Here is a 14560-nt window from a genome sequence, read left to right as displayed (position 1 = left end):
GGGCAGGTACCACTATCGCGCGCAGTACCATATATGTCCAAGATAGCTTTTTGATGCTGGGTATCGTGCTGCGATATATCCTTCCGGCATCGACAGACAAGCCCGCTGGCGGCAGTGCGGAAGTGCGACATTGCGGAAGTACCGCGCCACAAGGCATGGAGACGGGAGACAGCGATGGGAATGCCAGTGGACGTGCGCGGCTTGCGGTGCTTTCTTGCGGTGGCCGCGGCCGGTTCGATCTCGCGCGCGGCGGAAGTCCTGCACCTCGCGCAGCCTGCATTGAGCCTGCAGATCAAGCACCTGGAAGAGGCGCTGGGCGTGGCCCTGTTCACACGCAGCCATAAGGGCGTGGTGCCGACCGCCGCGGGCCTGCGTTTCGAGAGCCACGCGCGGGATATCCTGACGCGGCTCGACATCGCCTGCGAGGACGTGCGCGATGTGGTGACCGATCCCGAGGGCCGCGTCGCCATCGGCCTGCCGCAGTCGATGGCCAAGATCCTCACCGTGCCGCTGGTGCGCGAGACCATCCGGCGCTGGCCGAAGGTGCGCCTGCAGGTCATCGAGCTCAGCACCGGCTACATTCCCAACCATCTGCTGACCGGCCACATCGACATCGGGCTGACGTTCCAGGCGAGCGCCGGCTCGGGCCTGCTGTCCGAGCACGTGGTCGACGAGGACCTCGTGCTGGTGGCGGCGCCGGGGCGGCTAGGCGCGGTGCGCAAACGCGGCGAGCCGCTGGGCAGGACCGTCCGCTTCCGCGATCTGCATCGCTATCCGATGATCCTGCCGGCCGGCGAGCATGGCCTGCGCGCCTTGATCGACGGCTACGTGCGCAGCCACGAGGTGGATCTTGCCGTGCTGGCGGAAGTGAACGCCATCCCGGAACTGATCGCGCTGGCCGCGGCGGGTGTCGGCTGCACGGTCCTCTCCTACGCCTCGGTCTGCGCGGAACTGCGCAAGGGATTGCTGTCCGCCGCGCGCATCAGCCATCCGGCGGTGACGCGGCCGGTCTACCTGTGCCGCTCCGCCACCACGCCGCTGTCGATCGCGGCATCGGTGGTACTGGACCTGGTGGTGGAGATCGTGCGGGCGCAGATCGCCGATGGCAGCTGGCCGGCGCGTGTCGGTGCCTCAGGACGCTGAGGCGCTGAGGCGCTGAGAGGCGCCGCCTTCAGCGCTGCTGTGACAGCAGCCCCGTGCACGGCGCCCTGGCGGCGGCGGTGCCCGCCTGCACCGCCGCACAGGACTCGTCCAGGTCCGCGTGCAGGATGCGGCGGATCTCCAGGATGGCCGCCGCGGTTTCCTGCACGCTGTGCCCGGCGACGATGACCTTCTCCGAGGCGGCGCCGTCGAGGTGGGCGCTGCGGTAAGGCACCAGCCCATCGTCGGAGAGTGCCAGCGGCCCATCGGCGCTGCGCCGCGCGATGATCGAGTGATAGTGCACCTGCGGCGAGATCGGCAGTGTCGCGGCGGCCTCGACGAAGGGGTCAGCTGCGTTCAGGTTGTCGATGCTGTTGGGGATGCGCGGCGTCGCGCCGTCAGACTGGCCGGGCCGGGCACCGGCCATGGTGCGGACGACCTCGTCGAAGCCCTGCAGCATGGTGAGCGGCAGCCGGATCAGGCTGGAGAACCAGCGTGCGATCCGGTTGCCGGCGATGTCGGTGCCGCGGTGGGGCGCGGCGATGAAGATGGCACGGCTCACGCCGGGCAGCGGCGTGAAGCTCAGCGCCGGTTCGATGCGTTCCCGGATGGCGGCCATCTTTTCGCTGTCTTCGTCCACCTCGTACTCCGTGGTGAACCAGTCCCACAGCCGATCGCCCGACGAGGACACCAGCAGGCGCGCCAGCACGCCGCCCATGCTGTGGCCGACCAGCAAGATGTCGTGCGACGCGGTGGCGCGCCCGTGCGGATCGAAGTGCGCCAGCGTGTCAATGATCGTCTTGCGGATCATGGCCTGGTTGATGGCCAGCGGCGCATTGGTAGGGTAGTAGACCTGCCAGACCTGGAAGTTCTGGCGCAGTGTCTCGTCGCCCAGCACCTCGTTGGCCACATTGACCCAGGCCTCGGGGCTGCTGGCCAGGCCGTGCAGCATCACGATGACGCGGCGGTCCGGGTCGTAGGGCTGCATCATGTACAGGTGCGGCCGGTCGATGCCGCGCTCCAGGCCCAGCAGCGTGCGCAGCGACTGGCCGGCGAAGTTCGAGCGCGCCAGCCACAAGCCATACCCCGCCGTGAAGTTGGCCGCCAGCGGTACCTGTTGCCCGTGCAAGGCGAAGAAGGCGTCCTTGTAGGGGTCGTGCACGCTGACCAGCACGTCGTGCGTGGTGAGTACCTCATCGAGGTCGTCGCCCGGAAAGCGCAGCAGCAGCGTGAGCGTGGGCGATGGCATCTCGCTGTAGTCGCGCGTGGCGGCGCGGTGCCAGCGCGCGGGCCGCGCCGGGGCGCCTTCCTCGCTGGCCGTGCCGGCGGACTCGCCCCGGGTGGCGGGCGACGTGACAGGGTCGTCCTCCATCACGGCCACCAGCTCCGTGCCGAAGCCGTCGCGCCGGTAGGTGCTGCGCAGGCCGGCGAAGGACAGCGAGGCGGCGGGGATCAGCTCCTTGGGCCCGTCCGCACCCTCGGGAAGGCGCAGGCCGCTCAGGTCCTTGTGGATGGTCCAGGGGCCGCTGCGCGTCGGCGCGCGCGCGTTCACTGTGCCGCGCGATTCGCCGAGGCGGAACAGGGCGATGGCCGCCTCCTGCGCCGCGTAGTTGTAGTAGTCGCGCACCTGGGTCTGGCGCTCCTCGAAGGCGCGCTCTCCGGGGCCGCGCGCGGTGAAGAACAGGTAGGCGTAGGCATGGCGCGCCGTCTCGATCCACGCATTGACGGCCGCCTCTTGCGCGGCGCCCGCCGCGCCACCGGACAGCGCCATCGCCTGCTGCAGCCACAGCTCGGACAAGGTGGCCAGGCGGCGCTCCTGGTCGATGCCGGAGGTGCGTGCCAGCGCTTCGATGCAGTCTGGTGAGGGCTTGCGGCACGGGCCCTCGTCGAGCGCCGCCACCCGCAGGGTTTCTTCGCTGGCGTCGCTGAGGCGGCCGCGCGTCAGGATGTCGCCGCGCTTCTGCGCGATGAACTGGCTGGCGCTGACCGACTTGACCGCGACCATCGCACAGCCATCGAGCAGCACGGTGGCCAGCACCACCAGCGCCAGCACGAGGCCGGTGCGCCAGCCGCCGCGCAGCGCGCGTGGTGTAATCCTGCGCATCGTTGCTTGCATCACTGCCCCGTCTCTGCTGCCGGGATGCCCGGCACGCCGCGCCGGATCGCCTGCGAGAACGGCACGGCCGGGTCCGCATCCGCCTGCAGGGCACGCGCATTGATGTGCCCGAGCGCGTGCAGCCGCGCGTAGTCGACGCCGGGCGCGAGCCCGCCCTGGTCGTAGGCGTACTCGGCAAAATAGCCGGACAGCAGCAGGCGATAGTCCAGCGGCAGGCCGGGCACGATCTGGCGGGCAAGGTCGAACACGATGGTGGTGCAGTTGCTGGTCAGCGTGTTGTAGAAGCGCGGCGCGCGGCGCAGTTCCTCGGCGCGCTCCATATAGCCCAGGAAGAGGCGGCGCAGCGCCTCTGGCGAGGCCGACAGCCGATAGAGATAAACGTCCTCGCCGCGCGCATTGCTGCGCGTGCGCACGATATCGCGCTCGTCGGCGGCGATGATCACGGACTCGAAGCGGCGGAAAAAGCCGCCGATGGCGGAGAAGCTCTCATTGCGCTCCTTGCGGATCTCCAGCGAGAGCACCACGCGCTGGCCATCGTCGAAGTAGAACGACACCAAGGTATGGGCGATCTCCGGCCCCATCCAGTAAGACAGGATCAGGTCGGCAGAGCGCAGCCGGGAGAGGTCGTACTCGCGCGTCTCCCAGCGTGGCGTGTAGTCTGTCTCGCTGCGCCAGTCGAAATTGCGGACATTGCGCAGCGTGACCCGGTTGCCGTCCACGCGCGCCTCCAGCAGGCGCGCCACATCGTCGGCCCAGACGCGGTCATTCGAGGGCCGGATGGTGTGCCACCAGCCCAGCAGCGCAAGCAGTGCCACCACGAAGGCGCCCAGCGCGATGCGGTCCGCACGGGCCGAGCCGCCACGCCATAGCGCGCGCGCGCTGGCCAGCCCGACCAGCACCCAGGCGGCGATGGGCAAGAGGCGCAGCGCCTCGCCGCCAGGGAACTGGAACCACAGCGCCAGCGCACCCCAGGCGGTGAACGCGACCGCCGCCAGGACCAGCGCCGCGCGCAGCGGCCAAGGCAGACGGCGCCGCTCCTGGCCGGCCCCGCCGGGCAGCGGGCGCGCGCTCATGGCGTGCCGCCGCAGGCGGCGTTCCTGCGCTGCGCGTGCAAGGGGGGGATCGGCTGCCGGTGCCGAAGCGCGCAAGCGCTGTGTGTTGCCGGGATAGCTGGATGCTGGTGTCGAGTCACGTTGGCTGGACGGAATTTTTCGCGTAGTTTAAACGCGTCGTCTCCGTGGCATCGCCAGGCGCCGTCTTCGGCCCCGGCGAATCTCCGCCTGCTGAGTCAGGACACAGAGGGAAAGCGGCCATCGCGCGCGCTTGCCGCAGCGCGCCGGCCGGCGGCAGGTCAATCCTTGCCGGCGAATGGCTGCGGCTTGAGCGAACCCAGGTAGGCGACCAGCGCATCCATGTCGGCATCACTGATGCGCTGGTACCAGTCGAAAGCCATGGGCGGCTTGTAGTGCCCGCCACTTCTGTCCGTGCCGCGAATCGCCTGGGCGATCTGCCGGGGGCTCCAGTGCTTGAGCCCGCTCTCGTGCGGGGTCAGGTTGCGCGCCACGCTCTGCCCCCAGGGGCCATTGAACACCTGGCCGCCGGCGCCCAGGCGGGAGAGCTCCAGCATGCCATTGCCGTTGCGCGGGGTGTGGCATTCCATGCAGTGGCCGATCTGCGCGAGGTACTCGCCATACTTGATCGTGTCCCGCGGCGAAGGGGCGCGGACGTCCTTGACGGGCGGCCCGTAGTTCGGAGGCAGCGGCATGTTATAGCGGGAGGCGTCGACGGCTTGCTTCACCGGCGGCTGCGCGCGCAAGTAGGCGATGATTGCCGCCAGGTCAGCGTCCGACAGTTGGCGGTAGAACGCAATTGGCATGGGCGGGCCGATCACGCTCCCGTCCGGCCGGATGCCCTCGCGGATCGCCTTGCCGAGCTGGGCATCGGTCCACTTGCCGACGCCGGTCTCGCGGTCCGGCGTAATGTTGGACGCGTAGGCCTTGAACAGCGGTTCGTCGAATACCATGCCGCCCGACAGGCCCCGCGAGAAGAGCGGCTCACCCTTCTCGCCACGCGCGACGTGGCAATTGCCGCAGGCGACCACGCTTTCCATCAGGTATTTGCCGCGCGCCAGGCGGGCCTTGTCCTGCGTGGCGCCGGGAGTGCTGTCCTGCGCGCCGCTTGCGCCGATCTGCGCCAGCAGGCTCAGCGCCACAGCCAGACGGATCCATGTCGCCATGCTGTCCTCCTCCCTAGCGTGCTCGATTGCCGCGGCACAGGCGCGCCGGCGGCATGGCTGCGACCGATTATGGGTGGTGCCCGACGGATTGCCATCCTCCGTTTAGGGGAACAGCGGGCAGGCTGACGGTGGGAAGTGCCGGCGGGGCCATGCGGCAACGGGGGATGCGTGCGCCGCCGCGATCAAGGGACGTGCAGGGTGTGCCCGCGGCAGCCGGTTACGGCTGCCAATTCGTGCGCAGCAGATGCTCCTGCAGTCGCGTCAACTCAAGCGCGATGCCGCCGGGGAAGCCCTCGCGCCCACCGCGTTTGTCGATCAGCAGGTCGCCCAGGTAGGCCGACAGCAGCGCCGGGGCGCCCCAGATTTCCGCCAGCCTGTTGGCGATGCGCGGATAGGTCCAGCACAGTTCCAGCGGCCGGGCTTCGCGTGGCAGATGCGCCAGCCATTTGAGGGCGGCAGGCGTCAGCGCTTGCTCTTGCGGAGTCAGCGGGCGCCTCAGGTCGGTCCAGTCCGGTTCCGCTACCAGGGGCGGGGGGCCATCCAGGACCTGCTTCGCTTCCTCGACGGTGACAAATTCGAAGTTGATGGGCTCCATGTCAGCTCCGGGACGAGATTTGCACGACGCGTTGCGGCTTGCATGCGTATTCTAGTGAATACGGCCAGTCTGGAATCTTCTTGATACCCATATTTCGCTGCTACAAGGCCACAGGCGGCGCTCGCCGCACACAAGGCGAGATATCCCGCCAGCCGATGCCTTTGCGCCCCCTTGGCGCCCCCACTACTTGCCAATACAGAACCGCGTAAAAATCGTCCCCAGCAGATCGTCGCTGGTGAACTCGCCGGTGATGCTGTTCAGGTGGTCCTGCGCCAGGCGCAACTCCTCGGCGAAGAGGTCGAGCGCCTGCGCTTGTTGTTCCGACTGCTCGGCGGCCATGTCCAGGTGCGATTGCGCGTTGCGCAGCGCGGTCAGGTGCCGCTCGCGGGCGAGGAAGGTGCCTTCGTTGCCGGGCTGCCAGCCCACCAGGCGCAGCAGCTGGGCGCGCAGCAGTTCGATGCCGGCGCCGGTGCGCGCCGAGATCCAGACCTCGCTTGGGTTGGGGCCGTTGGCGGCCACCACGTGCGGGCGGTTGCTGCTGAAGTGCGCGTCGCCGGCAGCGGGGGCCAGGTCGATCTTGTTGACCACGCGCAGGATGGGCGAGCCAGCCGGCAGCACGCCGCTCAGGCGGTCGTCGATCTGGTCGTCCGCCGTGGACAGGCCGTTGCGTACATAGTCGGTGGCGTCGACCAGGTGCAGCACGAGGTCGGCGCGGCCGATGGCGTCCCAGGTGCGTTCGATGCCGATGCGCTCCACCTCGTCCGCGGCGTCGTCGCGCAGGCCGGCGGTGTCGATGATATGCAGCGGGATACCTTGGATCTGGATGGTCTCGCGCACGCGGTCACGCGTGGTGCCGGGAATCGGCGTGACAATGGCCAGCTCGGCGCCGGCCAGCGCGTTGAGCAACGATGACTTGCCCACATTGGGCTGGCCCGCCAGCACCACCGACAGGCCTTCGCGCAGCAGCGCGCCCTGGCGCGCCTGCGCCAGCACGCCGGCGAGGTTGGCGCGAATCACCGCAAGCTGTCCGCGCGCGTCGGAGGCTTCCAGGAAGTCGAGTTCTTCTTCGGGGAAGTCGAGCGTGGCCTCCACCAGCATGCGCAGGTGGATCACCTTGTCGACCAGTTCGTGGATGGCCTTGGAGAAGGCGCCTTCCATCGAGCGCGCGGCCGAGCGCGCGGCGGCTTCGGTGCTGGCCTCGATCAGGTCGGCCACGGCTTCGGCCTGGGCCAGGTCGAGCTTGTCGTTGAGGAAGGCGCGGCGGGTGAATTCGCCGGGCTCGGCCAGGCGCAGGCCGATCTCGCGGCCGGCTTCGAGGCAACGCGCCAGCAGCATCTGCATCACCACCGGGCCGCCGTGGCCCTGCAGTTCCAGTACGTCTTCACCCGTATAGGAGTTCGGCGCGGGGAAGTACAGCGCGATGCCATGGTCGATCACGTCGCCCTTGCCGTCGAGGAAGGGCAGGTAGGTGGCGTGGCGCGGCTTGAGCGTCTGGCCGCAGACGGCGCGCGCGATGGCGGCCACGTCGGGGCCCGACACGCGCACCACGCCGATGCCGCCGCGACCGGGCGCGGTGGCAATGGCGGCGATAGGAAGCTGGGGTGCAGTCATGGGCGTATTGTCGCAGAAGGCAGGCCGCGCGGCGTGCACCGTGGCCCGGGAGGCGGGATCAGGCCCGTTGCCGCCGCGCGGATCTCGCGCCGGTCCGTGCATCGGTCGTCGCGGCGGTCGTTGCTGCAGTCGTCGCGTCTGCTGCCTGAGCCGCCGGTGGCTCGGCCAGGCATTCGGACAGCAGGCGGCGCGCCACGGCATCGTCGATGATCCGGCCAAGCCGGGTCTGGCGCTTGACCAGCTTGGCGCGCAGCGATTTGGCCTTGCTTGCGGGCAGCACGTCGGCGAGTGCCTCCACGGTATAGCGCAGCAGCTTGCCGCCGATACGCAGCTTGTGCACCTGCTGCGTGCCGCCGCCCCGCGCGGCGCGCGCCAGTGCCCGCAGCCGTTTGCGTGCTTGCGCCACGCGCACGCGGGCGAAGCGGCCCAGCGCAGGGCTTTCGGGCACATGCGGACCCACGCCGCCCTGCAGATGGACCAGCTCTCGCTGCAGCGCCGGCAGCGGCCAGTGGTGGCATTGGGCCAGCCGCTCCAGCATGGCGCTGTGCGCGTCGGCGCGGCGTGCAGCCGCCGTGAGCAGCACGGCGAGCAGCACCGGGTCATCCGGCTGGCTGTCCAGGGCCGGCTTGAGCGTCTCGAGCGCGAAGACATCCCAGTCGCGTACCGCGCTGGCGGCGTCGGCCAGCTCGCCCAGCTGCCCACGCCAGCGCCTGGCCATTCCCTTGGGCAGGGCCGGCGCGAAAGTCCAGGCCACGGCGCGCAGATGCCGGATGGCTACGCGCAGGACATGCACGTCTTCCACCTCATTGCGGCGAGCCAGCGTTTCCAGGTGCCCGGCAATGGTGGCGAGATCCGCCTCGGCCAGTAAGGCAAAGGCGGCATGGGGGCGCATCTTGCGGTCGAGCCGGAGCGGGTCGGGTTGGGCGCGCATGGCGGGCGTGAGAGTGCGGCGGTGCTTTCCAGTGTAGGCGATGCTGCACCGGGACTCGCGTGCGCTGCGTCACGATTGCCGTTTGCGCATCATCCGTGTGGCCGTTCGTGCTCGACCCGGATGGCCACGGTATCGAGGCCGCCTGCCGGCCTGACCCTGCCGGCAGGCGCCGCGGCTCAGCGCGTGGCCACGATGAACAGCCGCGGGAAGGGCAGCAGTACCGAGCCGTCGGGCAGCTTGGGGTAGGCGCGCGCCACGGCCTCCTGGTAGCGCGCGAGGTAGTCGGCGCGCTCAGCCTCGTCCAGCGCCTGCAGGAAGGGCCGCAGGCCGCTGCCCTTGAACCATTCCACGATCGCGGACGGGCCCGCCGCCAGCGGGTGATGGTAGACGGTCAGCCAGACGTCCACGCGCGACGCATGCGGGCGCAGCATCGCGTAGTACTCGGTCGGCGTGCACAGGCCGGTGCGCGCATTGGCGGCATCGACCAGCTTGGGCGCCCAGGGGCCGGTGGCGGCGACCTCCCGCATCAGCCGGTGGGCCGGCTCGTCCAGCGAGTCCGGCATCTGCAAGGCCAGGCTGCCGCCCGGCGCCAGCTTGCCGATGAGCTCGGGCAGCACCTTGTGGTGGTCCGGCACCCACTGCAGCACCGCGTTGGCCAGGATCACGTCCGGCGGCGCCTCCGGCTGCCAGCCCTCGATGCCGACCAGGCGGAACTGCAGCTGCGGCAGGCGCTTGCGTGCCGCATCGATCATGTCGTCGGAATTGTCCAGGCCGCTGACCTCGGCGCCGGGGTAGCGCTGCAGCAGCACCTCGGTGGAGTTGCCCGGGCCGCAGCCCAGGTCCACGGCGCGGCGCACGTCCTGGGTCGGCACTGCCGCCAGCAGATCGCGCACCGGACGGGTGCGTTCATCCTCGAACGCCACATATTGCTTGGCCGACCAGCTCATCTCGATTCCTTTCCTTGTGGAGGTTGGCCGCAGCGGCGGGCGGCGCGGCGGCACGATGGCGCTAGCATAGGCCCGACAAGCTATGATTTCCAGATCACCCGGAGCGCACTATCCAGACCGCGCCGACGGGTTTGCCCAAGAGGCGCATAGTCCGCGCCGGGCGCGTACCAGAAACAGCGGGCGCGCTGGCCTGTCCCGCGCAGAAGCCGCGCAGAAAAATTGCTTGCAATTAAATCGTGCGCTATCTATATTCGCTCCATGGACACGCAACGCACGCCACCCGAACTGCCGCCCTCGGCCCAACTACTGGACCACCAGTTCTGCTTTTCCGTGTATTCGACGTCCCTGGCGCTGAACAAGCTGTACCGCAAGCTGCTGCGTCCGTTAGGACTGACTTACCCGCAATACCTTGTCATGCTGGTGTTGTGGGAGCAGGACGGGCTGACCGTCTCGGATATCGGCAGCCGCTTGTACCTGGATTCGGCAACGCTGACCCCGCTGCTCAAGCGCATGGAAGCGCAGGGCCTGCTGACACGCGAACGCGCCGCGGCCGACGAGCGCCAGGTGATCATCAGCCTGACGGAAGCAGGCCGGGCGCTGAAGGCACCGGCCAAGAAGGTGCCGGAAGCGCTGCTGTGCGCTTCGGCCTGCAGCGTGGAGGAGTTGATCGGGTTGAAGCGCGGGCTGGATGAACTGCGTGAACGCTTCGCCACGGAGGCGGAGCAGCAGTAGGCGGCAGGGGCAGCCAGCGCGCAACTGGCGCGCAAGCGATGCGCGGCGGTGCGTACCCGTTGCAGCGGGTGCCGCAGGCAGGCGCGGTGAACCCCGCCTCACGCAGGTGTGTTGCGGCCAAGATCCTGCTGCAGACAGTATCGCGGCAGACTGATATGAGAAACATATAGTGCACGATTTAATCGCTAGCTATGTGAATCGGCATCGTCGCCAGGATGACGGTGCCGGCCAATGCAGCAAGAAGATGCAGGAAGACCATCGACCCAACCCCTAAGGAGTGCACCATGTCGATCGAAAAAGTCCTCTACCGTGCCCAGGCCCAAGCCACCGGCGGCCGCGACGGCCGTGCCGTCTCGTCCGACGGCGTGCTGGACGTCAAGCTGACCACGCCGCGCGAACTCGGCGGCGCCGGCGGCGACGGCACCAACCCTGAGCAGCTGTTTGCCGCGGGCTATTCGGCGTGCTTTATCGGTGCTCTGAAGTATGTCGCCGCCCAGCAGAAGGTGGCCCTGCCGGCCGATACCTCGATCACCGGCAAGGTCGGCATCGGCGCCATCGCCACCGGCTTCGGCATCGAGGTGGAACTGCAGGTCTCGCTGCCGGGTGTCGACCGGGCCGTGGCGCAGGCGCTGGTGGACAAGGCGCACATCGTCTGCCCGTACTCCAACGCCACGCGCGGCAATATCGACGTGACGCTGACGCTGGTCTGATCCGCCCAAGTCAGTCAGGGCTGACATCGGCTGCGCGCGGTGTCAGCCGGGCGCCCGGGGCCTGCTTTTAGCCGGCCGACAGGCCACGGCGGCGGGCATTTCCCGCCCCAAAAGAAAAAGCCCGGCATGCGCCGGGCTTTTTCCATTCCATGCGGCAATGCCGCGATCAGCTCTTCGCTGCCGCCGCCTTGGCCTTGCCCTTGCCGAGCATGCGGTTGATCTGCCACTGCTGGGCGATCGACAGCACGTTGTTCGTCACCCAGTACATCACCAGGCCGGCCGGGAAGAAGAAGAACATGAACGAGAACACCAGCGGCATGATCATCATGACCTTGGCCTGGACCGGGTCCGGCGGGGTCGGGTTCAGCTTGGTCTGCACGAACATCGACACGGCCATCACGATCGGCAGGATGTAGAACGGATCGGGCAGCGACAGGTCATGGATCCAGCCCAGCCACGGCGCGCCGCGCATTTCCACCGACGACAGCAGCACCCAGTACAGCGCGATGAAGACCGGGATCTGGATCACGATGGGCAGGCAGCCGCCGAGCGGGTTGACCTTCTCGGTGCGGTACAGCGCCATCATCTCCTGGTTCATCTTCTGCGGGTCGCCCTTGTAGCGCTCGCGGATCGCCGTCATGCGCGGCTGCAGGTCCTTCATCTTGCCCATCGAGCGGTAGCTCGCGGCCGACAGCGGGAAGAACACCAACTTGATCAGCACGGTCAACAGGATGATCGACCAGCCCCAGTTGCCCAGGAAGCCGTGCAGCTTCTCCAGCAGCCAGAAGATCGGCTTGGCCAGGATGGTCAGCCAGCCGTAGTCCTTCACCAGTTCCAGGCCCGGGGTGATCTTCTCCAGCATGCGCTCTTCCTGCGGGCCGGCGAACAGGCGCGCATCGGTGGTCACCGTGGCACCCGGCGCGATCTGGCCCAGCGGCTGCTGGATGCCCACGCGGAACAGGTTGCTGTCGATCGCTTCGACGTAGAAGCTGTGCTGCTTGCTGGTCTGCGGGATCCAGGCCGAGGCGAAGTAGTGCTGCACCATCGCCACCCAGCCGTTGTCGGCCGCGGCGGGCACGGAGGCCTTGCCCTTGGGGATGTCCTCGAACTTGATCTTGTGGTACTTGTCGGCGTCGGTATAGACGGCCGGGCCGGTGAAGGTGCTGTAGAACTGCGACTGCTCCACCTTGCTGCCGTCACGCACCAGTTCCAGGTACAGCGTCGGCGAGATCGGCTGGGCGCTGTCGTTGGTCACGGCAAAGCGCGTGTCGACGACGTAGCTGCCCTTGCGGAAGATATACGTCTTGACCAGCTTGACGCCGTTCTTCTCGGCCGTCAGCGGCACTTCCAGCGTATCGGCGCTGCCCATGGTGCGCGGGCCGGGAGCGGCCGTGAACACCGTGGTGTGGTTCGGCAGTTCGCCGCCGATCAGGCCGGAGCGGGCCAGGTAGGTGCGCGTGGCGTCGCGCTCGAACAGCACCACCGGCTTGCCGTCCTTCTCATGCTGGTTCAGCAGCTCCAGACGCGAGAGGATGCCGCCGGTCGTGTCGATGGTGGCGCGGACCTGGTCGGTGGTCACCACGATCTGCTCGCCGGCCGGCTGTGCCGCGGCTTGCGGCGCGGCCGCCGGGGCAGCAGCGCTGCTCGCGCCGGTGGCCTTGGGCACGTCGCCCTGAGCGGCCGGCGCGCTGGCCGCAGCGCCCGAGGCGGCTGCCTGCTGCTGGTTGGCGCTCGGGAAGAACATCGACGGATGACCCGTGGCGCGCTGCCAGTTGTCGTAGAGCAGCACGAGGGACATCGCGAAGATGACCCAGAGTATGGTGCGTTTGATATCCATGTCTCGCTGTGGTCTGGGGAATTCAGGGTCGGGGGAGCCGGACGGTGACACGCGGCGCCGGCTCGGAAGCGCTCGCTTCGGGTATGACGCCAGGCACGGGATCATACCCGCCCTTTGCGAACGGATGACAACGGCACAGCCGGCAGGCAGCCATCCAGCTGCCGCGGCCCGCGCCGTGGCGCTCGATCGCCTCGCGCGCGTAGTCGGAACAGGTCGGCAGGAAGCGGCACTGCGAGCCGAAAAACGGGCTCAGGGCGATCTTGTAGACGCGCAGCAGGGCTAGCAGGACTCGCTTCATGATGATGGCTCGGTCAAGCAGCGGGCGGTGCGGCGGGTGGCGCGGCCTGCGGCTCGGACTTAGGCGACTCGGACTTAGGCGGCGCGGTCGGCCGAGCGCCGCCGTCCGGCGGCAAGGGCCGCGCCGCCACATCCAGCAGCGCGCCGAGCTCGGCCAGGCAGGCACGGCGCACGGCCGCCCGGCTGGCGAAATCAGCACGCGGAAACTTGGCTTGCAGGCGCAGCAACACGTCGCGGCCGGCCAATTGGTCCTGCCGCTGGCGGAACAGTTCCCGCGCCATGCGCTTGATCAGGTTGCGCTCGACCGCGCGCCGGGCGAACTTCTTGCCCGTCACCAGCCCCAGGCGTGCCTGCGGCAGCCCGTTCGGGCGCACGTAGAGCACGAAGTGCTGGCTGCGGCGGCGCGGCCGCAAAGCAAAAACGGATGAAAACTCATCCGTCTTTGTCAGCCTTGCGGCTTTGGGAAAGGTATGGGCGGGCACGCTGGGCAAAGCTAGCGGATTGCTGCGCTTGGCTGCAGTGTTCCCGGCCGTCCTGCAGGCGAGGCGTGGGGCCAGCGCGGCGCATGCGGCGCCACGCCAGCCGGTCGCCCGGCCCTTAGACTGCCAGGCGCTTGCGGCCCTTGGCGCGACGCGCGTTGATGACGGCACGGCCGCCGCGGGTCTTCATGCGCACGCGGAAACCATGGGTACGCTTGCGGCGGGTAACGGAAGGTTGGTAGGTACGTTTCATGTTGCACTCTCTGGTTGATCTGGGTTCGCCCGACTCCGGCGCCTGCCGGGGCCATGGCCGCCGCGTATGGTTCGCTTGGGGCTGCCGCGGATGCGGTCTTGCCGACGTCTGCGGGTGTCTTTTGCTGCCGGCCGTGCGTCTTGCGACGCTGCTGCTGGACCGGTGGGATCGTGCCGGAGCGCAGTGCGCCGGAATCTTTCCCAGTCAGCCTTGCTTCGGCCCGCTGTCCGTCCCTGCCGTCCGGCCCGCGGGCGCGGACGGTACGGATCAGGTCAGACCCGGCGATGCGCATACGAGATCCCCTGCCGCATCGCAGAACCCGCCATTTAACCGATTTTCGCGGACAGTGTCAAGGCATTGGTGCATGCGCGCCGGCAGGAGCGTGGCGCCATGTAAACGGGGCCTGTCGGGCATTGTCCACAATGGACGGTGGGTAAGTAGGCATGTCGTAAGCAGCACCCGGCAGTCCTGTCCACAGGCAGGAAGTCACTGTTTCCATTCGTTTTCCGGTCGTTTTGGCAACCCTGGAAGCCGCGCTGGATAAGGGGTTGTGCACAACCATCCACCGCTTCTACACAACTTGTCCACAGACTTATCCTTTGTGGATAACTTGAGGCGGGGGGTACAATCCGGGTCCAAACATCAGACGGGCGGCGTGGTGCACGCGCAACCCGGG

The 14560-nt window shown here is 68.4% G+C and carries 14 protein-coding genes; 3 read left to right on the top strand and 11 right to left on the bottom strand.

Features of this window, described 5'->3' with window-relative positions:
• Nucleotides 1–174 precede the first annotated feature (174 nt).
• Nucleotides 175–1143, top strand: a complete 969-nt coding sequence (locus tag AC1Z3O_RS18795) for a LysR family transcriptional regulator (protein WP_483517210.1) — start codon at nt 175–177, stop codon at nt 1141–1143.
• 28 nt (nt 1144–1171) lie between these two features.
• Here AC1Z3O_RS18795 and AC1Z3O_RS18790 read toward each other — a convergent pair whose 3' ends face one another.
• From AC1Z3O_RS18790 to tam, 7 genes are all read right to left on the bottom strand, one after another.
• Entirely contained in the window at nt 1172–3256 is a 2085-nt protein-coding gene (locus tag AC1Z3O_RS18790) for an alpha/beta fold hydrolase (protein WP_483517208.1), read from the bottom strand.
• Nucleotides 3256–4329 carry an Lnb N-terminal periplasmic domain-containing protein gene (locus AC1Z3O_RS18785; protein ID WP_483517207.1) on the bottom strand — a complete coding sequence of 358 codons (1074 nt, stop codon included), beginning with the start codon at nt 4327–4329 and terminating at the stop codon, nt 3256–3258. Before AC1Z3O_RS18785 ends, AC1Z3O_RS18790 begins: the two co-directional genes overlap by 1 nt.
• A gap of 278 nt (nt 4330–4607) precedes the next feature.
• On the bottom strand, nt 4608–5492 hold the full coding sequence (locus AC1Z3O_RS18780; RefSeq protein ID WP_483517206.1) for a c-type cytochrome: 885 nt from the start codon (nt 5490–5492) through the stop codon (nt 4608–4610).
• A 217-nt stretch (nt 5493–5709) separates the two neighbouring features.
• Nucleotides 5710–6087, bottom strand: a complete 378-nt coding sequence (locus AC1Z3O_RS18775; protein WP_483517205.1) for a hypothetical protein — start codon at nt 6085–6087, stop codon at nt 5710–5712.
• 183 nt (nt 6088–6270) lie between these two features.
• Nucleotides 6271–7698, bottom strand: coding sequence for a tRNA uridine-5-carboxymethylaminomethyl(34) synthesis GTPase MnmE (gene mnmE, locus AC1Z3O_RS18770; RefSeq protein WP_483517204.1), 1428 nt, complete (start codon nt 7696–7698; stop codon nt 6271–6273).
• A 58-nt stretch (nt 7699–7756) separates the two neighbouring features.
• Nucleotides 7757–8629, bottom strand: coding sequence for a CHAD domain-containing protein (locus AC1Z3O_RS18765; RefSeq protein WP_483517202.1), 873 nt, complete (start codon nt 8627–8629; stop codon nt 7757–7759).
• 176 nt (nt 8630–8805) lie between these two features.
• On the bottom strand, nt 8806–9576 hold the full coding sequence (gene tam, locus AC1Z3O_RS18760; protein ID WP_483517201.1) for a trans-aconitate 2-methyltransferase: 771 nt from the start codon (nt 9574–9576) through the stop codon (nt 8806–8808).
• Between the two features lie 258 nt (nt 9577–9834).
• On the opposite strand from tam, the gene AC1Z3O_RS18755 reads away from it, so the two are divergent.
• Together AC1Z3O_RS18755 and AC1Z3O_RS18750 are read left to right on the top strand one after the other, a co-directional pair.
• On the top strand, nt 9835–10308 hold the full coding sequence (locus AC1Z3O_RS18755) for a MarR family winged helix-turn-helix transcriptional regulator (protein WP_483517200.1): 474 nt from the start codon (nt 9835–9837) through the stop codon (nt 10306–10308).
• 284 nt (nt 10309–10592) lie between these two features.
• A complete protein-coding gene (locus AC1Z3O_RS18750) occupies nt 10593–11018 on the top strand; it encodes an organic hydroperoxide resistance protein (protein ID WP_483517199.1) in 426 nt (141 codons plus the stop codon).
• A 166-nt stretch (nt 11019–11184) separates the two neighbouring features.
• Here the strand turns inward: AC1Z3O_RS18750 and yidC are convergent, their stop codons facing one another.
• From yidC to rpmH, 4 genes are all read right to left on the bottom strand, one after another.
• Nucleotides 11185–12855, bottom strand: coding sequence for a membrane protein insertase YidC (yidC, locus tag AC1Z3O_RS18745; RefSeq protein ID WP_483517198.1), 1671 nt, complete (start codon nt 12853–12855; stop codon nt 11185–11187).
• 22 nt (nt 12856–12877) lie between these two features.
• The gene (gene yidD, locus AC1Z3O_RS18740; protein ID WP_483517197.1) at nt 12878–13153 is read right to left on the bottom strand and encodes a membrane protein insertion efficiency factor YidD; all 276 of its coding nucleotides are present in this window, start codon (nt 13151–13153) and stop codon (nt 12878–12880) included.
• Between the two features lie 13 nt (nt 13154–13166).
• Complete coding sequence (gene rnpA, locus AC1Z3O_RS18735) at nt 13167–13634, bottom strand: ribonuclease P protein component (RefSeq protein WP_483517196.1); 468 nt, start codon at nt 13632–13634, stop codon at nt 13167–13169.
• 115 nt (nt 13635–13749) lie between these two features.
• The gene (gene rpmH, locus AC1Z3O_RS18730) at nt 13750–13884 is read right to left on the bottom strand and encodes a 50S ribosomal protein L34 (protein ID WP_006578231.1); all 135 of its coding nucleotides are present in this window, start codon (nt 13882–13884) and stop codon (nt 13750–13752) included.
• Nucleotides 13885–14560: the final 676 nt, after the last annotated feature.

The organism is Cupriavidus sp. 09_S30, assembly GCF_056930435.1.
This window is presented reverse-complemented; position numbering and strand designations above follow the sequence as displayed.

Excerpts from the sequence above, each read along its gene's own strand:
- AC1Z3O_RS18795 (WP_483517210.1), top strand. The coding sequence starts at position 175 with ATGGGAATGCCAGTGGACGTGCGCGGCTTGCGGTGCTTTCTTGCGGTG.
- AC1Z3O_RS18790 (WP_483517208.1), bottom strand. The coding sequence starts at position 3,256 with ATGCAAGCAACGATGCGCAGGATTACACCACGCGCGCTGCGCGGCGGC.
- AC1Z3O_RS18785 (WP_483517207.1), bottom strand. The coding sequence starts at position 4,329 with ATGAGCGCGCGCCCGCTGCCCGGCGGGGCCGGCCAGGAGCGGCGCCGT.
- AC1Z3O_RS18780 (WP_483517206.1), bottom strand. The coding sequence starts at position 5,492 with ATGGCGACATGGATCCGTCTGGCTGTGGCGCTGAGCCTGCTGGCGCAG.
- AC1Z3O_RS18775 (WP_483517205.1), bottom strand. The coding sequence starts at position 6,087 with ATGGAGCCCATCAACTTCGAATTTGTCACCGTCGAGGAAGCGAAGCAG.
- mnmE (WP_483517204.1), bottom strand. The coding sequence starts at position 7,698 with ATGACTGCACCCCAGCTTCCTATCGCCGCCATTGCCACCGCGCCCGGT.
- AC1Z3O_RS18765 (WP_483517202.1), bottom strand. The coding sequence starts at position 8,629 with ATGCGCGCCCAACCCGACCCGCTCCGGCTCGACCGCAAGATGCGCCCC.
- tam (WP_483517201.1), bottom strand. The coding sequence starts at position 9,576 with ATGAGCTGGTCGGCCAAGCAATATGTGGCGTTCGAGGATGAACGCACC.
- AC1Z3O_RS18755 (WP_483517200.1), top strand. The coding sequence starts at position 9,835 with ATGGACACGCAACGCACGCCACCCGAACTGCCGCCCTCGGCCCAACTA.
- AC1Z3O_RS18750 (WP_483517199.1), top strand. The coding sequence starts at position 10,593 with ATGTCGATCGAAAAAGTCCTCTACCGTGCCCAGGCCCAAGCCACCGGC.
- yidC (WP_483517198.1), bottom strand. The coding sequence starts at position 12,855 with ATGGATATCAAACGCACCATACTCTGGGTCATCTTCGCGATGTCCCTC.
- yidD (WP_483517197.1), bottom strand. The coding sequence starts at position 13,153 with ATGAAGCGAGTCCTGCTAGCCCTGCTGCGCGTCTACAAGATCGCCCTG.
- rpmH (WP_006578231.1), bottom strand. The coding sequence starts at position 13,884 with ATGAAACGTACCTACCAACCTTCCGTTACCCGCCGCAAGCGTACCCAT.